Source organism: Methylobacillus methanolivorans, from assembly GCF_044751345.1.
Classification (GTDB): domain Bacteria; phylum Pseudomonadota; class Gammaproteobacteria; order Burkholderiales; family Methylophilaceae; genus Methylobacillus; species Methylobacillus methanolivorans.
The window spans coordinates 1,208,625-1,228,643 of the sequence record NZ_JBIWXY010000001.1 but is presented as its reverse complement, the minus strand read 5'-3'; the positions used below and the strand labels follow the sequence as shown (position 1 = coordinate 1,228,643).

General features: G+C 50.2%; 19 protein-coding genes. 6 read left to right on the top strand and 13 right to left on the bottom strand.

The window, feature by feature from the left end:
• From hscA to ACIKP9_RS05680, 9 genes are all read right to left on the bottom strand, one after another.
• Positions 1-1,869: a Fe-S protein assembly chaperone HscA gene (gene hscA / locus ACIKP9_RS05720; protein ID WP_400880420.1), complete on the bottom strand. Its 1,869-nt coding sequence runs from the start codon at positions 1,867-1,869 to the stop codon at positions 1-3.
• Between the two features lie 9 nt (positions 1,870-1,878).
• Positions 1,879-2,412 (bottom strand): Fe-S protein assembly co-chaperone HscB, encoded by a 534-nt coding sequence (gene hscB / locus ACIKP9_RS05715; protein ID WP_400880417.1) that lies wholly within the window; start codon positions 2,410-2,412, stop codon positions 1,879-1,881.
• 66 nt (positions 2,413-2,478) lie between these two features.
• Complete coding sequence (iscA, locus tag ACIKP9_RS05710; RefSeq protein WP_400880414.1) at positions 2,479-2,802, bottom strand: iron-sulfur cluster assembly protein IscA; 324 nt, start codon at positions 2,800-2,802, stop codon at positions 2,479-2,481.
• Positions 2,803-2,814: 12 nt separating this feature from the next.
• Positions 2,815-3,216, bottom strand: coding sequence for a Fe-S cluster assembly scaffold IscU (gene iscU / locus ACIKP9_RS05705; RefSeq protein WP_400880411.1), 402 nt, complete (start codon positions 3,214-3,216; stop codon positions 2,815-2,817).
• Between the two features lie 121 nt (positions 3,217-3,337).
• Positions 3,338-4,555, bottom strand: a complete 1,218-nt coding sequence (locus tag ACIKP9_RS05700) for an IscS subfamily cysteine desulfurase (protein ID WP_400880408.1) — start codon at positions 4,553-4,555, stop codon at positions 3,338-3,340.
• A gap of 10 nt (positions 4,556-4,565) precedes the next feature.
• Positions 4,566-5,714, bottom strand: a complete 1,149-nt coding sequence (locus tag ACIKP9_RS05695; protein ID WP_400880405.1) for a cysteine desulfurase family protein — start codon at positions 5,712-5,714, stop codon at positions 4,566-4,568.
• A 15-nt stretch (positions 5,715-5,729) separates the two neighbouring features.
• Positions 5,730-6,200, bottom strand: a complete 471-nt coding sequence (iscR, locus tag ACIKP9_RS05690) for a Fe-S cluster assembly transcriptional regulator IscR (RefSeq protein ID WP_400880402.1) — start codon at positions 6,198-6,200, stop codon at positions 5,730-5,732.
• Between the two features lie 100 nt (positions 6,201-6,300).
• Positions 6,301-7,053 (bottom strand): serine O-acetyltransferase, encoded by a 753-nt coding sequence (cysE, locus tag ACIKP9_RS05685; RefSeq protein ID WP_400880399.1) that lies wholly within the window; start codon positions 7,051-7,053, stop codon positions 6,301-6,303.
• Between the two features lie 40 nt (positions 7,054-7,093).
• Positions 7,094-7,846 (bottom strand): RNA methyltransferase, encoded by a 753-nt coding sequence (locus tag ACIKP9_RS05680; RefSeq protein WP_400880396.1) that lies wholly within the window; start codon positions 7,844-7,846, stop codon positions 7,094-7,096.
• A 118-nt stretch (positions 7,847-7,964) separates the two neighbouring features.
• On the opposite strand from ACIKP9_RS05680, the gene ACIKP9_RS05675 reads away from it, so the two are divergent.
• The 3 genes from ACIKP9_RS05675 to ACIKP9_RS05665 all read left to right on the top strand — a co-directional run bounded on the left by ACIKP9_RS05675 (position 7,965) and on the right by ACIKP9_RS05665 (position 11,080).
• Positions 7,965-8,771, top strand: coding sequence for an inositol monophosphatase family protein (locus ACIKP9_RS05675; protein ID WP_400880393.1), 807 nt, complete (start codon positions 7,965-7,967; stop codon positions 8,769-8,771).
• 312 nt (positions 8,772-9,083) lie between these two features.
• Positions 9,084-10,442 (top strand): ATP-binding protein, encoded by a 1,359-nt coding sequence (locus ACIKP9_RS05670; protein ID WP_400880391.1) that lies wholly within the window; start codon positions 9,084-9,086, stop codon positions 10,440-10,442.
• On the top strand, positions 10,439-11,080 hold the full coding sequence (locus tag ACIKP9_RS05665) for a response regulator (RefSeq protein ID WP_230347731.1): 642 nt from the start codon (positions 10,439-10,441) through the stop codon (positions 11,078-11,080). The genes ACIKP9_RS05670 and ACIKP9_RS05665 overlap by 4 nt, the downstream gene beginning before the upstream one ends.
• Before the next feature lie 220 nt (positions 11,081-11,300).
• Here ACIKP9_RS05665 and ACIKP9_RS05660 read toward each other — a convergent pair whose 3' ends face one another.
• Positions 11,301-11,939: a response regulator gene (locus ACIKP9_RS05660; protein WP_230347730.1), complete on the bottom strand. Its 639-nt coding sequence runs from the start codon at positions 11,937-11,939 to the stop codon at positions 11,301-11,303.
• Positions 11,940-11,944: 5 nt separating this feature from the next.
• The gene (locus ACIKP9_RS05655) at positions 11,945-13,282 is read right to left on the bottom strand and encodes a histidine kinase (RefSeq protein ID WP_400880388.1); all 1,338 of its coding nucleotides are present in this window, start codon (positions 13,280-13,282) and stop codon (positions 11,945-11,947) included.
• A gap of 326 nt (positions 13,283-13,608) precedes the next feature.
• On the opposite strand from ACIKP9_RS05655, the gene ACIKP9_RS05650 reads away from it, so the two are divergent.
• The 3 genes from ACIKP9_RS05650 to ACIKP9_RS05640 all read left to right on the top strand — a co-directional run bounded on the left by ACIKP9_RS05650 (position 13,609) and on the right by ACIKP9_RS05640 (position 18,920).
• A complete protein-coding gene (locus ACIKP9_RS05650) occupies positions 13,609-15,831 on the top strand; it encodes a TonB-dependent receptor family protein (protein WP_400880385.1) in 2,223 nt (740 codons plus the stop codon).
• A 206-nt stretch (positions 15,832-16,037) separates the two neighbouring features.
• Positions 16,038-18,563: a DNA mismatch repair protein MutS gene (gene mutS / locus ACIKP9_RS05645; protein ID WP_400881876.1), complete on the top strand. Its 2,526-nt coding sequence runs from the start codon at positions 16,038-16,040 to the stop codon at positions 18,561-18,563.
• A gap of 108 nt (positions 18,564-18,671) precedes the next feature.
• The gene (locus tag ACIKP9_RS05640; RefSeq protein ID WP_400880382.1) at positions 18,672-18,920 is read left to right on the top strand and encodes a hypothetical protein; all 249 of its coding nucleotides are present in this window, start codon (positions 18,672-18,674) and stop codon (positions 18,918-18,920) included.
• A 112-nt stretch (positions 18,921-19,032) separates the two neighbouring features.
• Here the strand turns inward: ACIKP9_RS05640 and ACIKP9_RS05635 are convergent, their stop codons facing one another.
• Together ACIKP9_RS05635 and ACIKP9_RS05630 are read right to left on the bottom strand one after the other, a co-directional pair.
• The gene (locus ACIKP9_RS05635; RefSeq protein ID WP_230347726.1) at positions 19,033-19,512 is read right to left on the bottom strand and encodes an FKBP-type peptidyl-prolyl cis-trans isomerase; all 480 of its coding nucleotides are present in this window, start codon (positions 19,510-19,512) and stop codon (positions 19,033-19,035) included.
• A 14-nt stretch (positions 19,513-19,526) separates the two neighbouring features.
• The gene (locus ACIKP9_RS05630) at positions 19,527-19,988 is read right to left on the bottom strand and encodes a peroxiredoxin (protein WP_400880379.1); all 462 of its coding nucleotides are present in this window, start codon (positions 19,986-19,988) and stop codon (positions 19,527-19,529) included.
• Positions 19,989-20,019 lie beyond the last annotated feature (31 nt).

The following is a 20,019-nucleotide window of genomic DNA, read 5'->3' as shown; positions in this document are numbered from 1 at the left end:
CTAGAGTTCCAGAGTATTCAATGATTGCCCGGCAAGTGCCTGCCTGACCGAGGCGTCCATACGGCGTGCTGCAAAGCTTTCTGTCGCATGGTTGAGGTTGTTCACGGCCTGGGTGATCGCAGCGCTATCCTCTTGTTGTGCCAGGTTGCGCAAGCTTTCCATCTGACGGCTGATGTCGGTTCTTTCTGCTTCGCTTAACAGTGCATCACCATCTTGGCGCAATGCAGCTTCAATCGCCTCTAGTAGCCGGGCGGCATCCACTCTGGCTTCTTGCAGGGCACGTGCTTGCTTGTCCGTTTCAGCCGAGCTAAAAGACGCTTGCAGCATATTGGTGATTTGGTCTTCGCTCAAGCCATAGGAAGGTTTGACAACGATATTGGCATGAGCGCCACTAGTTTGCTCTTGTGCCGATACGGAAAGTAGTCCATCAGCATCCACCTGGAAGGTGACGCGAATACGCGCAGCGCCTGCCGCCATGGGTGGGATGCCGCGTAGTTCAAATCTCCCGAGAGATCGACAGTCTGATACTAGCTCCCGCTCACCCTGCAAGACATGGATGCTCATCGCCGTTTGACCATCCTTGAAGGTGGTAAAGTCTTGGGCGCGTGCGACCGGCAAGGTGGAGTTGCGAGGAATGACTTTCTCTACCAAGCCGCCCATGGTTTCCAGGCCTAGTGAAAGCGGGATGACATCCAGCAACAGCAAATCATCATCATGACGATTGCCCGCCAGGATATTCGCCTGGATGGCTGCTCCCAACGCAACCACTTGATCAGGATCGAGGTTAGTCAATGGGTCTTGGCCGAAAAAGCTGGTGACGGCATGGCGTACTTGCGGCATGCGTGTTGCACCACCGACTAGCACCACACCCTGGACTTCCTTTACGTCAAGTGAAGCATCACGTAATGCTTTGCGTATCGGTGTCAATGTGCGGTTCAGCAGCTGTTGGGTCAGTGCGTGAAACTCTGTCTGGCTCAGGCTCAAGTCAATGATCTCACCGTCACTGAGTACGGCAGTGATACTTGCGCTAGCGTGCTCGGTGAGCCACTCCTTGGCCTCCCTGGCCTTGGTCATGAGCAGGCGTGTATCCGCAGGGGTCAGTGGTTGCAGGCGAGCTTGTTCCAGTATCCAGCAGAAAATACGGCGGTCAAAGTCGTCACCACCGAGGGCAGAGTCACCGTTGGTGGACAGCACTTCAAAGACTCCTTTGCTTAGACGCAGGATGGAGACATCGAATGTGCCGCCACCAAGATCATAAATCACATAAATACCTTCTGATGAATTATCCAAACCATAAGCCACGGCGGCGGCTGTGGGTTCATTCAGCAGGCGCAGCACATTGATGCCAGCCAGCCGGGCGGCATCCTTGGTGGCCTGACGCTGGGCATCATCAAAATAGGCTGGGACGGTAATCACGGCACCGGTTAATTCCCCACCTAATGCTTGTTCAGCACGGGCCTTGAGGGCTTGCAGAATGTCAGCAGACACTTCAACCGGGCTCTTGATCCCAGCGCGAGTGTCGATTTGCACCATGCCGGGTGTCTCAATGAAACGGTATGGCAGGTGGCTGGTGTCGCCAATATCACTCAATCCACGGCCCAGGAAGCGCTTGACCGAGACAATAGTGTTCTGCGGATCCTGGCTTTGCTGCAACTGGGCAGGGTAGCCAACTTCAATCTGTCCGTCAGCAGTGTAATGCACGACAGAGGGCAACAGAGCATGCCCAGTTTCATCCAGCAGTACAGTGCTGAGGCCGCTACGCACGGTTGCAACCAATGAATTGGTTGTGCCTAGGTCTATTCCCACTGCCAGGCGATGCTGGTGGGGCGCGGTGCTCATGCCGGGTTCTGATATCTGTAATAAAGCCATAGCGTGCGGTTATTCGTCTTCCAGTTTGCTGATCTTGTGTTCGATATCACTACGAATCTTGTCGATGAAACTCAATTTGCGCACAGTGCCCGAGGCTTCTTGCCATGCTTGTTGTTGGTCAAGGTGATTGGCCAGGCTATCTTCTAGTGTCTTGGCTTCTGCGCGCATATCCTTGAGCAAGCGATCCAATACCGTGATATTGCCTTCATCAAATGCATCCTCTGCCGCCTCGCGCCATTCCATTTGTAGCATGAGGAAGTGAGCTGGCATGGCGGTATTGCTTTCTTCTTGCGTATCTATGCCTTGTAGTTGCAACAGGTAGCGCGCGCGCGAAGTTGGGTGCTTGAGCGTGTGATAGGCTTCATTCGCGTGTGTCGCCCATTGCATAGATTGCATGCGCTCGCTTGGTGATGCGGCAACAAAGCGATCTGGGTGCACTTCTGCTTGCAACTTGCGATAACGCTGATCCAACAGGGTCATATCCAGTGAGAACTGAACTGGCAAGCCAAAGAGTGCAAAATAATTCTGCTGTAAATTAGACATAAAGGAAGGGTTTGAACTGAATGGGGCAGTGCAGCTAACACACTGCCTTAAGCTGAGGGGCGCGGCTTATACCGTAAAGCTTTCACCGCAGCCACATTCATCCTTGACGTTCGGGTTGTTGAACTTGAACCCTTCGTTAAGGCCCTCCTTGGCAAAGTCCAGCTCAGTGCCATCAATGTAGACTAGGCTCTTGGGGTCGACGATCACCTTCACATCGTGGCTGTCGAACACCACATCTTCAGCATTGATGTCATCAACAAACTCCAGCGTATAAGCCATGCCGGAACAGCCAGTGGTTTTGACACCCAAGCGCAGGCCAACACCCTTGCCGCGATTAGCAAGGAATTTCTGCACGCGCTTGGCAGCAGTTTCTGTGAGCGAGATTGCCATGAGTTCCGTCCTTTACGCTGCCTGTTCGTCCTTGGTGCCTTGCTTGGCTTTGAGGTCAGCCACTGCTGCGCGAATGGCGTCTTCTGCCAGCACTGAGCAGTGAATCTTGACCGGTGGCAGTGCCAATTCTTCGGCAATATCGGAGTTCTTGATTTCCATGGCCTGATCTAAGGATTTTCCCTTGATGAGTTCAGTCACGAGTGAGCTGGAAGCAATCGCGGAACCGCAGCCATAGGTCTTGAACTTGGCATCCTCAATAATGCCTTGTTCATTCACCTTGATTTGCAGCTTCATGACGTCACCGCAGGCTGGAGCGCCTACCATGCCAGTGCCAACAGAAGGGTCGTTCTTGTCCATAGAGCCAACGTTACGTGGGTTCTCGTAGTGGTCGAGTACTTTGTCTGAATAAGCCATTTTTTTACTCCTTAATGTGCCAATATGCCGAGAGTGATACTGTGTCTCAACGATATTGGCAGGTCATGTATCTCATGTATGAATGCAGCTGTGATCGGCAGGCCATATACCCAGGCGCTTGTTAATGCGCTGCCCACTCGACCGTATTCAGGTCTACACCATCCAAGTGCATTTCCCAGAGCGGGGAGAGTTCACGCAATTTGCCAATCTTGCTCTTCATCAACTCTACGGTGTAATCAATATCTTCTTCCGTGGTGAAGCGCCCGATAGAGAAGCGGATGGAACTATGTGCTAATTCATCTGAACGTCCCAATGCCCGCAGGACATAGGAAGGTTCCAGGCTGGCCGAAGTACAGGCGGAACCACTGGAAACTGCAATATCCTTGACTGCCATGATCAGCGATTCGCCTTCTACGAAGTTGAAGCTGATATTCAGGTTGTGAGCAACGCGGTGTTCTAGATCGCCATTGATGTACACCTCATCAATCGCCTGCAAGCCCTTGAGCAGACGGTCACGCAATGTGCGGATACGGACGTTTTCGATGTCCATTTCCTCACGAGCAATACGGAATGCTTCGCCCATACCAACGATCTGGTGTGTGGCCAGCGTGCCGGAACGCATGCCGCGCTCATGGCCACCGCCATGCATTTGCGCCTCAATGCGTACACGCGGCTTGCGACGTACATATAGCGCGCCAATACCCTTGGGGCCATAGGTCTTGTGGGCAGAGAAGCTCATCAAGTCCACAGGCAGTTTTTGCAGGTCTATATGCACCTTGCCAGTCGCTTGTGCCGCATCCACGTGGAAAATGACGCCTTGCTCGCGACAAATGTTACCGAGCGCTTCAATATCCTGGATAACGCCAATCTCGTTATTCACCAGCATCACAGATGCCAGTACAGTATCTGGGCGCAAGGCAGCCTTGAATTTTTCCAGATCAATGAGGCCATTGGTTTCTGGAACCAGATATGTTGCTTCGTAACCCAGTCTTTCCAGCTCACGTACCGTATCGATCACGGCTTTGTGTTCGGTTTGTACGGTGACAATATGTTTGCCCTTGGAAGGGCTGTAAAAATTGGCTGCGCCTTTGATCGCCAGATTGTTGGACTCGGTGGCGCCAGAGGTCCAGACAATTTCACGCGGGTCTGCATTCACCAGCTTGGCGACTTCTTCACGTGCATTTTCCACGGCTTTTTCCGCTGTCCAGCCGAAAGAGTGGCTGCGTGAAGCAGGGTTGCCGAAATGCTCGGTCAAGTAAGGGATCATCTTTTCCGCTACCCGTGGATCAAGTGGGGTAGTGGCTGAATAATCCAGATAAATAGGCGTACGTACTGTCATTTTGCGATTCCTAAACTGCGATAGCAGTTAACTTTCTCAATCTTGTGAGTTCACCTTCCAGTGCTTGCAGGAAGGCTTCCACTTCATGTAATTCGTTATTGTTGCCAAAGCTCACTCGAATCGCACCACGTGCGATGTCGGGGTGTATGCCCATGGCGAGTAACACATGGCTAGGCTCGGTGTTGTCGCTGGAGCATGCGGAGCCACTGGCGACTGCAAAACCCTGCTTATCTAGTGCCATCACCAATGTTTCGCCTTCAATACCCTCGAAGGCAAAAAAGCTGGTGTTGGGCAGGCGTTCAGCACCCGCACCAAAAATGACGGCATCTAGATGATGCAAGCCCTGTTCCAAACGCTCACGCAATACAGCCAGTTTTCCTTGACGATCTCTCGCCTCGTTGGCTGCCAATTGACAGGCAGCACCAAAGCCCACAATTGCGGCAATGTTCTCGCTACCGCTTCTCAAACCTTTTTCCTGACCGCCGCCATACAGCAGTGGTTGAATATCGATCCGCTTATCCATAATCAATGCCCCTGCACCTTGGGGGCCATTAATCTTGTGCGATGAGAGGCTCATGGCATGGACGTTCAGGCCGCTGAAATCTACGTTGATCTTGCCCAGTGCCTGCACTGCATCGGTATGCATATAAGCTTTGTGCTGGCGGGCAATGTCACCCAGAGCAGCGATGTCCTGGATCACACCAGTTTCGTTATTGGCCAACATGATGGACACAATGTCGACCTTATTTTTCAATATGGCCTCTAAAGCGCTTGTTTCAACTTGTCCATGTGCATTGCAGTCGACTTGATCCAATGCCCAACCTTGCCACCTAAGTGCTTCTGCTGGCCTTGAAACCGCTGGGTGTTCTAGGCTGCTGATGGCAACCCGGCCTTTTTCCAGTGCTTGTGCTACGCCAGTGATAGCGAGATTGTCAGCCTCGGTGCCCCCGCTGGTGAAAATCACTTGTGAGGGGTGTGCCCCTACTGCATCAGCAACCTGTTCCCTAGCCTGGTCAATGGCATTACGGGCCGAGCGGCCAAAGATATGGCGGCTGGTCGCATTGCCTTGCTGCTCTGACAAATAGGACAGCATCGCCTGTAACACTTTTGGGTGTAGGGCGGTGGTGCCATTGTTGTCAAAGTAGGTGGCGCGACGCATGTCAATGGCCTCGATTTAGGCGGCAACCTGTACGGCTGAGCGTGAGTTTTCGCGGCGCACAGTGAAGCGAATTTCCTTGCCTTCGCGCTGAGAGGCCACCAAATCTGCCAGGGCAACACCAGAAAGGTAATCGAGTATCTTGGCATTCAGGCTGGACCAGAGGTCATGTGTCATGCAGGGCTTGCCTTCATGGCAATTTTCCTTGCCGCCACATTGAGTCGCGTCAATCAACTCATCCACCGCGGTAATGATGTCGGAGACGGAAATGTCGTGATGATTCTTGGCTAGGCGATAACCGCCGCCTGGACCGCGGACGCTTTTTACCAGGCCATTGCGGCGCAGGCGGCTGAAAAGTTGCTCAAGATAGGAAAGGGAAATGCCTTGACGCTCGCTAATACCAGCCAGCGTGACTGGCTTTTCCTCTTCATTGAGGGCCAGATCCAGCATCGCAGTCACTGCAAAACGGCCTTTGGTGGTTAATCGCATGTTCAGTTCCTAAAGTTGTTCGAATGGTGCGCCGCTACTGGATTGTCGCGACTTTTTCATGGCAAGTTTCTAGGATGAAATTCTAGAATACCTGAACACTTTAGTCAACTATTTTGTTGATGGAGTTCACATCAAAAGCTTGTCCCACTTCTGTATCCGTTTCGATGTCAGCGCCTAGCTTGGCAAGCTGCTCCTTGACGGTTTGTAGCTGGGCATCTTGAAGGGCAATGTGCTCAATCAGGGTGTGAATCGCCTTGTTTAAAGGGTCATTCATATTGTCACTCACCGCATAAGCGGCGAAGCCGATCTTGTCTGATACAGCGTCTTGCTGGCGTGGTTGTTCCTGATCAATCAGTCGGGCGGGAATGCCGACGGCGGTAGCATTGTCCGGCACATCCTTGACAACAACGGCATTGGAGCCAATCTTGGCTTTTGCACCTATCGTGATTGGGCCGAGCACCTTGGCGCCTGCGCCAATCACAACTCCGTTTGATAACGTTGGGTGGCGTTTACCCTTGTTCCATGAGGTGCCGCCCAGGGTGACGCCATGGTAAAGCGTGCAATCATCACCAATGATGGCTGTTTCCCCGATCACGACACCCATGCCGTGGTCAATGAAAACGCGCCTGCCAATCACGGCACCGGGGTGGATTTCAATGCCGGTCAGCCAGCGTGCGATATATGAACTGAATCGCGCCAGCCAATAAAAGCGCATCTGCCAAAGCCAGTGCGAGACGCGATGAATGAGCAGGGCATGAACGCCAGGGTAGGTGGTCAGAATTTCCCAGCGCGTGCGAGCCGCAGGGTCTCGCTCGAATACGACATTGATGTCTTCTTTGATTTTGCTGAACATCCTACTATTTTACTCTGAAATACGATGCAGGCGTTATGTATCAGGGAGAAGGCGGAGCTGGTGGGTGAGGTGTCTGTGTGGCGCTGAGTATGCCGCGTAGGATATTCACTTCCTCTTTTTCCAACCCTGCGCGCCCATACATCCGTCGTAGACGCTGCATCAGGCGCTTGGGCTGTGCGGGGTTGAGAAAGCCAATTTCAACCAATACTTGTTCCAGGTGCGTGTAAAAGCGCTCAACGTCGTCATTGGTCGCCATGGGAGCTGGTTCGGTGCTGGCTGGCTGTGGGTTGTTCAGTGTGGCCATGCGCAACTCATAGCTAATCACCTGTACCGCTGCAGCGAGGTTGAGTGATGAGTATTCGGGGTTGGCCGGGATCATAGCCAGTAGTTGGCAGTGATCAAGCTCGGCATTGGAAAGTCCGCTCATTTCCGTGCCAAACACGATGGCAACAGGGGCATGGTGAGCTATGGCCACTGCGCGCTGTACACCTTCGTGCGCGGAGACCAATTCATGTGAGAGTTCACGTCGACGGGCACTCATGCCAATGGCAAGGGTAGTGCCTTGTAGTGCCTCTGCCAGAGTGTTGCATACCAGGGCATGCTCCAGAATGTCTGTTGCACCTGATGCCATGGCAATTGCCTCTGCATGGGGGAAGGTTTTTGGGTTGACCAGCACCAGTTGAGATAGTCCCATGGTCTTCATGGCGCGTGCAGCTGCGCCTATATTGCCAGGATGGCTAGTCTGGCAGAGCACGATGCGGATTTTTTGTAGCAGGTTGGGTTTGGATGTCATGGCAATAAAGCTTAAAATAGCATTTTACCAGTTTAGGGCGTGTGCTTAAGAAAGCACAAGTTGCCTCTGTTCTTTAAAACCAGCCCGGCTTGCCGGGAAATCAATACGGAAAGAATCTATGCATTTGTTGAACAATGCGGTCAAGGCCGCTCGCCGTGCAGGCGATATTATCAATCGTGGCTCATTGGATGTTGGTGCCTTGACAGTGCGTAGCAAGGACTACAACGATTTCGTCAGTGAAATCGACCATGCTGCTGAAGCCGCCATCATTGATGTGCTGAAAAATGCGTATCCTGATCATGGTTTTTTTGGCGAGGAAAGTGGCAAGCAGGACGAAGACGCTGAAAATGTCTGGATCATTGATCCACTAGATGGCACAACCAACTTCCTGCACGGGTTCCAGCAATATTCCGTTTCGATTGCGCTCAGGCAAAGAGGCCAGATCACACGTGCTGTGATTTATGATCCTAGCCGTAATGATCTTTTTACCGCGATTCGTGGTGGTGGTGCGTTCCTCAACAATAAGCGCATCCGTGTGACGAATCGCCCTAAGTTGCAAGACTCCTTGATTGGCACTGGTTTTCCGTTCCGTGATTTCACGCATTTTGAGACCTATCTCGGCATGTTCAAGGATATGGTGAAGAAAACTGCCGGCTTGCGTCGGCCCGGCTCTGCTGCGCTAGACTTGGCTTATGTTGCTGCGGGTTGGTTTGATGGGTTCTGGGAAATCGGCTTGTCTACTTGGGATATTGCCGCAGGGTCCTTGCTGGTGCATGAAGCTGGTGGCTTGGTAGGCGATTTTGAGGGTAACGAAGGCTTCTTGGACAGTGGCAATATCGTGGCCGCCAACCCCAAGGTATTTGTGCAAATGCTGCAAGTGCTGGCGCCACATTTGACTGACGAGTTGAAGAGCCAAAAGAAGTAGCAATTGAGGGCAGTAGATGTTGCCCTTTTTTCATCTGAATTTCCCATAAAAAAAGCCAGCGTGAGTTTTCACGCTGGCACTACACTATGGAGAAGTTGCAAAGAACATGGAGTGAACTCTTAACTTCTGTGAAGCATTCTAATCAGTCGATCACTGCGTTGCTGTAGGAATGTGTCACTTGGGAGTGGGGAAATGTTCATTTGTATTTCGTGTTGAATGGATAGGTGTCGGGACTTTTTCCCGTTTCTGTTTTCGGAGAACTGATTTAAATTGCGCAATCACTCGCAACCGCCTGATCTATCACGTTCGCCGATGAACCTAAAATTACGTCTCAACCTGATCATTACCTTGTTGCTGGCAACGGTATTGTTACTGGCAGCAGTGATGATGATCCACAACGCACGAGATGATGTGCGTGCGGAAGTGCAATCCACTGCAACGCTGGCTATGCACCTATTGGATGCGGAAATACTGCACTACACCTCTGATTTTGGTTGGTTGCGGGAAACCGACGGTCAAAATTCCAACTCGATGTTCCGCTTGCACAGCCTGGGCAATGTCCGTCATTTACGCATTGAGTTTTTTGATGCAAATGGGCGGTTAAGAGATAGCAATATTGAAGGCGACAAGCAAGAGCCAGCTTCTTGGTTAGTACGGGCGATGGGGTTTATTTCGCCTGCTATGCCTGAAATCCGTCGCAAGATATTTGCAAATGGCCGCATGATAGGTGAACTGGTCGTGACACCTGACCCCAGCTATGAAATCCAGGAGGTGCTCGGCGACATCATGGGGCTACTGTTATTGGTCGCAATCTTTTTTGTGGCGGTCAATGCCTTGGTGTATTGGGCTGTTGGTCGAGCAATGCGGCCAGTGGATAGCGTGATGACTGCATTGAACGAGCTGGAGCGTGGCAACTTGCAAGCCAGGTTGCCAGAGTTTGAATTGCCAGAGTTGGCCGGGATTAGTCGTAAATTCAATGCCATGGCTGAAACCTTGGAAAAAAGCATACATAATAACCATCGGCTTACCCAGCAGATGATTCGTCTGCAAGAAGATGAGCGTAAAAATCTTGCACGCGATTTACATGACGAAATTGGTCAATATCTGACGGCCGTGCATGTAGATGCTTCTGCCATCCTTAACGCCAAGAATATAGATGGTGCCAAAGAGAGCGCAAAAGCGATCAGTGTGGTAGCCAGGCAGATGATGGACATCGTGCACGATATGTTGCAGAGGCTACGCCCCTCGGGTCTGGATGCGTTTGGTCTTAGCACTGCTGTGACTGACCTCGTCAATACCTGGAAGCAACGCAACCAGCAAGTGACAGTCAATCTCGATATTCCGGAGCGACTGGATGATGTTGAGGATGAAACCACGGCGATTGCGATTTATCGTATCGTGCAGGAATGTCTGACCAATGTCACCCGACATGCCCATGCTAGCCAGGCAGATATACGCATAGGGATTGAGGGCAACATGGTCAGGATTGATGTTGAGGACAATGGCCGAGGATTCAATACTGCAGAATTACCATCCGGCTTTGGGTTGGCTGGTATGAGGGAGCGTGTAGAAGGCCTGGGAGGGTATTTCTCACTAGAAAGTGCGTTAGCTGCTGGCGCACGTATCAATGTTGAGCTGCCATTACAAGAATCAGTAGGGGAAAAGCAATGAGTGTGAATATTCGCGTCATGTTGGTGGATGATCATGAGGTCGTCCGCTCTGGTTTGCGGCGCCTGCTTGAACAGAATGATGGTGTTGAGGTCATTGCTGAGGCCGACAGCGGGGAGCAGGCTTACCAATCTTATGGCGAACATTTGCCCGATGTGGTTGTGATGGACATGTCCATGCCTGGCATGGGTGGGCTTGAAGCCTTGCGGAGAATTATTGCGCGTTATCCTCAGGCGCGCGTGATTATTTTCTCCATGCATGAAAATGCAGCATTTGCATCACAGGCATTGGGTGCTGGAGCGAGGGCATATGTCGCTAAATCGGGTGCGGCAGATGACTTGGTTCAGGCGGTCCGTGAAGTTGCTCTGGGCAAGGGATATCTAAGCCCTGGCATTGCACAGCAGATTGCCCTGCAGACGCTTTCTGGTAGTGATGATCCGACGCGATTATTGTCTGCACGTGAGTTTGAAGTATTTCGCTTACTGGCGGCAGGTAAGGGGATTGAAGAGATTTCCACTATTCTGAAAATCAGCCAGAAAACCGTAGCCAATTACCAGACATTGCTGAAACAGAAGTTAGGTATTACCAGTCCTATTGAGCTGGTGCGCTTGGCAATCAAGCATGGCGTGATTGAAGGGTAATGTAGTGCTGGTGTGGTGTGAATGAGTGGATGTTATTTCGGGAGTAATTCCCAATATTTTTGGGGAATTAATGCAATAGCTGATTGATTAGCTTAAGCATACGATGTGACTTAACAGCTTGGATTTTTCGTAAGACGTTCTGCCATCAAGCCTGTTGTTCACTCCATACTAAGGATTTACCAAAACCAGGATGAAACCTGGTTTTTTTTTTGTCGGAAAATTACTCGCGCTGTTGAGTAATACCAAAGCGTATCGCCATGTGCACCAATTGCCCTGTGGTCTGCACGTTGAGTTTCTGGCGCACCTGGGTTTGAATGTTGGCGGCGGTTTTGTAGCCGATATGCAATTGCTCAGCGATACCGCTCAACGAAACGCCTTCAGCGATGCGGCGGAATACCTCAAACTCTCGAGGGGAAAGTTTTTCCAATGGATTTTCGGTAGGAGTAAAGCGATCCATAGCGAGGTGTTGTGCCAATTCGTGTCCGATATAGCGTCCGCCTCGCAGCACTTGCTTTACCGCTTCCAGCAGCACTTCCGGCGCATCAGTTTTGACGACATAACCCTTGGCGCCTGCTTGCATGGCGCGGGCAGCATAGATGTTGTCGTTATGCATGCTGAAAATAATGAGGCGTGCATTTGCATCTCTCGCAATAATGCGATGCAGGGTTTCCAACCCGCCAATACCTGGCATGTCTAGATCAAGAATGCCTAAGTCCGGATGATGTTCCTGCCATAGCGTGCAGGCGCGTTCGCCATTTTCTGCTTCGGCGGTCACTTGATAGCCGGCGTTTTCCAATAAGGTGCGTAAACCGCTACGTACTACTGCGTGGTCATCTGCCAACAGTATCTTTTGAGCCATATCTATTAACTTTCTTGAATTGCCTTGGAGGCGGTACTAAAAGGGAGAGTGGCCGAAATAACGACGCCTTTCACCTTGCTGTGCACGTTAAATACGCCGCCTTCGGCCTCAACACGTTCACGCATGCCTGAGAGGCCAAAGCCAGCCCTGGGCGAGTGAGGGTTGAAGCCAACACCATCATCACGTACTTCTATTGTGACTGTGTCGGAGAGAATTCCGCGGGTGCGCATCAGCTTGATAGAGATGTGGCTGGCTTGGGCGTGGCGTGCAATGTTGGTCAAAGACTCTTGCACAATGCGATAAGCCACGATGCTGGTTTTTTCTGGCAGGCTTAAGCAGCTTTTATCCAATGATAGTTGGCAATCAATGCCAGGTTGCTGTTTCTTCCATTCACTGACAAGTTGTTCGATGGCTTCTACAAGCCCATGCGCATCCAGCGCAGTAGGGCGCAGGCGATGAATTAATCCACGCACTGCTAGTTGAATATGTTCTACATGTGAATGAATACGAGTAGAAAATTCTCCCAGGGGATATGGTTTGTCCTTGGGAAGGCTGGCTAATTCCAAGCGAATTGCGGTGAGATACTGGCCCATTTCATCATGAATTTCCCGCGCGATATTGCGGCGCTCCTCTTCTTGAACTTCCATGGCATGGCGTGCCAGGGCCTGATTTTCTTTCAGTAACACTGCCAGCTCACGCTCAGCGAGGTGTTGCTCAGTGATGTCTGAAAAAAATCCATAGATATTTTTTTCGGGCAATTGTGGGTTATCCAAAGCGCGTGTCAGCCTAGCCATGACAATCCATGGGGCATGATCTGGCCGGGCGACAGTGAGCTCCGCAATATCTACTTTTTCTACAGACTGTAATTTCTTGCAAAGCTCATCCCAGTGTTTGCCAATCGCTTTTCTTAAGTTCAGGGTAGATTCGCTGTTGCCAGACATCGTGCTAAAAGCTTGGTTGCAGAACAGAATGTTGCCATTTGTGTCTGCAATGAAATTGCCGCATAAGCTTTGATCAAACAACGTCTTGAACATACGTTGGCTTTCCTGCGAAGCATGTTCAGCTTCTTCCCTACGATTGATTTCAGCCATGACTTCGCGCATACGCCGACGTGAGAACCAGATAGCCACAAATGCTGCAGTGAACAGGACAAGGGGAAATTCATCCAGCTGCAATGACTCGTGAGCCAGTGCCCAGGCAATGAATTTTTCTGAGAGATCCAGTTTTGCCGAGAGGAGAAAAACACTCAGGATGACAATCATGGCAACAATGAAGTCACGGGCAGACTGAGAAATGCGTGTCCAGAATGTGCTCAGGTTGGGGCGGTATGGAATGGTGCTCATTATCACGATATTGTGAAGACATCATTCATTGCTTGGAAGTGATTTTTTCCTGAAATCGCTTGCTAGGCCTGGCTTTGTGAGTTTTTCCTGAGTTTGTGGGTATTAATTTTTATTTACGTTGAAATATTTTCAACACATATTCGGGATTTATTCCCAATATTATTTGTGATTAATTCCTCTTCTTGGATTGAACCAATCCTTGGAAACTCTCACCCTATCTTCGGTTACAAATTTTTACAATTAAAGAATGCCGGTGATATTTATGGAGAAGTGCTGGAAAACATAGTTTTATCCAGCGATCAATGATTTTGAGAGGGAATTCAAACGTGATTAAAAAACCAATGATGGGGATGGCGGCCTTGATTCTGACCATGCCAGCATTTGCAGCTGAGCTGGCAAGTCAACAGGATGCTTCAGAGGCTGCTAAGGAGAGCATTGTTGCCGACAAGGTCAAAGTCACCAGCATCTTGCCGGACCGCCTGGAAGCTGTACCAGGATCTTTCAATGTAGTAGATGAGAAAGAATTGAAGGCTCGCCAGCCATTCAGTGTGCGCGAAGCATTGAATCAAGTCCCTGGTATCAACATTGTGGGTGAGGATGCTTTCGCACTTGCGCCTAATATTGGTATTCGCGGGATGAATCCACGCCGTACGCAGCGTACCTTGTTGATGGAAGATGGTATGCCTTTGTTCATGGCACCCTATGGTGATCCTTCTGCTCACTATTCCACACCATTGGATCGTGTCAGTCGCATTGAAGTTGTCAAAGGTTCTGGGCAAACCCTATATGGCCCTCAAACTGTGGGCGGCATGATCAACTTCGTCACTAAGCCTGTGCCTAAAGAGTTTCAAGCCAGCGTGATGGCCATTATTGGTAACAACAATTTCAGCGGTGGTCACGTCAATATCGGTACAGGCGGCGATTGGGGCGGCATCATGTTGGATGCTGTGAACCGTAAAGGCGATGGTATTCGCAAGAATCACGATTTCGAGATCAATGAACTGACCTTGAAGGGGCAGTTGAATCTGGATGACCGAAATACCTTGATTGCTAAGTTGGGTTGGTATGAAGAGAAGTCCAGTATTTCTGAAACTGGCTTGGGTGAACTGGAGTGGAAGCAAGATAAATATCAAGCACCTACTGGTGATCAGGATCAATTCAATCAAACACGTAAGACTATGCAGCTAAAGCATATATTTGAAATTACTGAGAAGGCTAAGCTCAGTACGCAAGTATATTATTCCGAGACTTCTCGGGCATCATTCAGGCAGATTAATACTCCTGGACGCTATGATGAGGATACTCCAGGATCATCAACTGGATTTTCCCGATTGAGTAACTGCGATCCTTCATCGCTAAGAAATGATCTGGGCAATGCTACAAGGTGTGGAGGTCGCTGGAGGCCTAGGGATTACGAATATTATGGTATTGAACCGCGTCTAGATTTTAGTCATAGCCTTTGGGGTATAGAAAGCGATGCAGTTATTGGTTTTCGTTGGCATAGAGAAGATATAGAGCGGAATCAATATCGAGTAAATCCGGCCGTAGGGCAAAGCTTGTCAGGAGCTAAAACCTTTGGTACTCACCATGAGGATGTGAGAATAGATGTTGAGGCAAAGTCATACTATGCACAGAATACTTTCTATATTGGGGATTGGGCATTGACCCCTGGTGTGCGGGTAGAAGATATTCGGATTAAAACCGACGTGGTTCGGGCTGGAGGTGTAGTTCAGACGCATGCGGGTTCTGAGTTGACTAATAATCAGACTAAAGTCCTGCCTGGATTCGGTATCGCATGGAATGGAATCCAAAATACGACGATTTTTGCTGGAGTACATAAAGGTTTTGCACCTCCAAGACCTGATCGAGACATTGCATCAGGTGGGATGGTTGTCAAAACTAAGCCAGAAGAGAGCACTAATTGGGAGTTGGGTATCCGTTCTAATTACTTCCGTGGCGTTAGCTATGAAGCTACCTTGTTCCATACCAAGTTTGAAGAGATTGTCATTAATAATGGTGCAGGCTCGTACATTAATGGCGGTGAATCTCAGCAAAGCGGTATTGAGTTAGGTGGACGTATTGATTTTGGTCAGGTTTACGATACACCACACAATTTCTATGTTACTGGCTCATATACCAATTTGTTCACAGCTAAATTCAAAAAGAATGGCCTAAGAGCTCAAGACGGTATTGTCAGTGGTGATCGCCTGCCTTATGCCCCGCGTCATATTGCATCTGTTAACTTTGGTTATTCTCACCCTGTAGGGCTAGATGCACGTATCGGTGTTGATTATGTAAGCCGTCAAGAAGTAGATACTTTTGCGCGGGTATTGCACCCGACTGATGCAGCTTTGTCAGGTTTAGCTGGAGATATTCCCTCATATGCATTGGTCAATGCTTCCGTGAGTTACCGTGCAGTCGGCAGCAAGGCGACCTTCTTCGTAAGTGGTCAGAATCTGGGGGACAAGGAGTATTTGGCTAGCCGTGTAGACGGTATGGTAGCTGGTCGTCAACGCCAAGTATTTGGTGGTGTCCGTTACGATTTCTAATAGTTAACAGCATCCTTCCTCCGGCTGTTTGCTGGAGTAGTTGTGTTTACGCCCCGTTATCGGGGCGTTTTTTTTTGCGTGGTGGGCATGGTGAAGGCAGCGTTATAATCACGGTTTGTGTTGAAGTACCGCGATTGGCGTGCATCTCAGAATAGGCGATCAGTTTGAGTCATACAGATAATTCCTCATTAGAACAACATACTCCCATGATGCGCCAGTATCTTGGTATCAAGGCGCAATATCCCGATATGCTGGTGTTCTACCGCATGGGGGATTTTTATGAGTTGTTCCATGACGATGCGGAGAAAGCTGCGCGTTTGCTTGGTATTACGTTGACTAAGCGTGGCAGTTCGAATGGTGAGCCTATTCGTATGGCGGGGGTGCCTTATCATGCTGCCGAGCAGTATCTAGCTAAGCTCGCTAAGCTGGGTGAGGCTGTTGCTATTTGTGAGCAGGTGGGCGACCCGGCCAAGAGCAAGGGGCCGGTAGAGCGTCAGGTGACGCGTATCCTGACGCCAGGCACGCTCACAGATGCGGCTTTGCTGGACGATACACGGGATAACCTGCTGCTGGCGATTGCCCAGGGTGACGGTGTGCTGGGATTGGCGCGTATCAATCTTGCTTCGGGGCGCTTTATCTTGAGTGAGATAGCATCTGGAGTATTGGCACAGGAATTAGAGCGTATTAGCCCCGCTGAAATTCTTTATCCTGATGACTTTTCCCATGCTGCACTGGCACCTGTCAAGTGTTCCAAAAAGCGGTTAGCACCTTGGCAGTTTGATCTGGATTCATCATTACAAACCCTGACCAAGCAGTTTGATACTTACGACTTGGATGGCTTTGGTTGTGCAGATATGCAAGCAGCCATCATGGCGGCTGGGGCCTTGCTGGATTACGTCAAGCATACGCAGCGCACCAGCTTGCCACATATCCAGGGGCTCACCGTAGAGCAGGGTAGCCAATTCATCCAGCTGGATGCAGCAACGCGTCGTAACCTGGAAATCGACCAGACCTTGCGTGGAGAGTCTGCCCCTACTTTATATTCTTTGCTCAATACCACTGTGACAGCCATGGGCGCGCGCTTGTTGCGCCATTGGTTACATCATCCTTTGCAGCATCAACCTGATATTCAAGCGCGCTTGCAGGCCGTGACTAGCTTGCATGTGCAATACGATGCCTTACGCCCAGTGTTGCGCAATATTGGGGACATTGAGCGCATGAGTACGCGCGTTGCCTTGAAGACGGCTCGTCCGCGCGATTTATCCGGCTTGCGTGATAGCTTGCGCCAACTGCCGTTGTTGCAGCAATCGTTGCAATTAGGGGATAGCGGGCTATTGCATGCGCTATCGCAGCAGCTTGATGTAGCACAAGACTTCCTGGAGCTTTTGCTCACTGCAGTGAAGGATGAGCCAGCGGCAGTGTTGCGCGAAGGTGGGGTGATTGCTGATGGTTTCGATGCGGAGCTGGATGATCTGCGAGGCATCCAGAACAATTGCGGCGAATCCTTGCTCAAGTTTGAGGCACTGGAGCGCGAGCGTAGTGGTATAAGCAATCTCAAGGTGGAATACAACAGTGTGCATGGTTTCTATATTGAAATCAGCCGGGCGCAGGCTGAAAAGGTGCCTGCAGAGTATCGCCGTCGGCAGACGCTGAAGAATGTGGAGCGTTACATCACTCCCGAACTGAAGACGTTCGAGGATAAAGTGTTGTCGGCCAATGATCGTGCGTTGGCGCGTGAAAAAGCCTTGTTTGATGCATTGCTTGAACAATTGCAACCGGCATTGGCTACATGGCAACGTAATGCGGAGGCGGTGGCCCAACTGGATGTATTGGCAGCGTTTGCCGAACGTGCTGACGTATTGAAGTACGTTGCCCCGGAGTTTACTGAAGAGGCTGGACTTACTATTGTGGATGGTCGCCATCCGGTGGTGGAGCAATTGACGCAGCCTTTTATCGCCAATAGTGTCGTGTTGTCACCGTATCGTCAGTTACTACTGATTACCGGCCCTAATATGGGGGGGAAATCGACCTATATGCGGCAAACGGCATTGATTGTTCTGCTTGCGCATTGTGGCTGTTTTGTACCGGCCAAAATAGCCAAGATTGGTCCAATAGATCGTATATTTACTCGCATTGGCGCATCGGATGATTTGGCTGGCGGGCGATCCACATTCATGGTGGAAATGACCGAGACTGCCAATATCCTGCACAATGCTACTGAGCAAAGCCTGGTGTTACTAGATGAAATCGGGCGTGGTACATCTACCTTCGATGGCTTGTCGCTGGCATGGGCGGTAGCCAAACAGCTATTGGAAAAAAACCGTAGTTATACCCTATTTGCCACGCATTACTTTGAGCTGACCAGGATCAGTGAGGAATTCAAGCACGCTGCCAATGTGCATTTGGATGCTGTTGAGCATGGTAGTGGTATCGTGTTCTTGCATAATGTAGAAGATGGTCCTGCGAGCCAGAGTTATGGGTTGCAGGTGGCGCAGCTGGCGGGTATTCCTCGAGCGGTGGTGAACGCCGCCAAGCGCAAATTGATGCAATTGGAGCAAAGCCAGGTGTTGCAGCAGTCAACGGCAGGGCAGGGAGACATGTTTGTTGCAGTGGAAAATGCACCCGAGCCAGAGTTACATCCTGCCGTATCCGAGCTGGATCAGATTGAGCCAGATGAGCTGACACCAAGGCAAGCACTGGATATTTTGTACAAATTGAAAAAATTAATATAACTATCAGAAATAATTAGACATATTTTTGAAACAACTCCCTGCCAGAATATAAACCGTAGTCCTTACCGGGACTGCGGTTTTTTTATTCAAGGATCCCAAAAGGAAGATATGGTAGTCGAGTATTTCATCAAGATAGTTATTCCCGTGGTATTTGCATCATTCGTGGCTGTGATCGGCTGGTTTGCCGGTGAAAAGCTGGGTGCAATGATCGCTGGTGGCGCTTCTCTGGCTGTAGCCATTGGTTGGACCAGCTATAGCTGGGCATTGTCCATCAGGCAGTCGCGTATTAATGAGCGCTTGGCCAAGCGTAAGCAAGCACGTGCCAAGAAGCCAGTTCGTAGGGTTTCCTGCGCATAATATGAGTTAAGCGGTTTTAAAAACACCGCCCTGAATATGAAAAAGGCAGCCAGATGGCTGCCTTTTTATTTGTGGTGGTTCCAACACAAGTTAGAACCAACCTTGATATTGCTTAGTGGTGGTGGCCACCTGCGCCATGCACATGACCATGCTCGACTTCTTCCTTGCCTGCTTCACGCACGGCAGTCACAGAGGCCTTGAATAGCACACGCTCGCCAGCCCAGGGGTGGTTGCCATCGACAATGACCTTGCCATCTTCAATGTTGGTCACGGTATACAGTACGATATCACCGGTTTCATCTTCACCTTCAAACTGCATACCGACCTTCAGTTCTTCCGTTGGGAAGGCCGAGACCGGTTCGATTTGTACCAGCTCTTCATCATAGTCACCAAATGCATCGGCTGGCTCCAGGGTCAACTCGATGGAGTCACCTACTGCCTTGCCATGCAATTCTTCTTCCACGCGTGGGAAAATATTGTCATATCCGCCATGCAGATAGCTGACTGGATCCTTGCTGGACTCCAGAATATTTCCATCGCTATCGCGCAGTTCGTAGGTGATGGTGACAACAGTGTTCATGGCGATCTGCATGAAAGATCCTTCTTTTAAAGTGATTTGATAAAGTTGAGTATTTCTGTGGCGTGATTTTTAGCTTCCACGCCATATTGTGCCAAGCGTACCACTCCAGTCCGGTCAATGACAAATGTTGAGCGGACTATGCCCATTTTTTTCATGCCGTCCTTTTCTTTTTCCTGCCAAACGCCGTATTGATTGCAGACTTCGCCATCTTCATCGGAAAGCAGTTGTACTGCCAGTCCATGTTTGTCTCTAAAGTTGGCATGGCTCATGCAGTCATCACGACTGATGCCAAGCACGACTGCGCCATGTCGCTTGAATTCATCCTCCAGGTCGCTAAACTCGATGGCTTGCAAGGTACAGCTTGGCGTGTTGTCCTTGGGATAGAAGTAAAGTACCACGTGATGGCCGCGTAATGCGGAAAGGCTGATGGTTTCAATATCTGCATCAAGCAGGGAAAAGTCAGGGGCTGGCGTATTGGGCTGCAGCATGGCTGGCTTTGCAATGATGGCGATGGGAAAG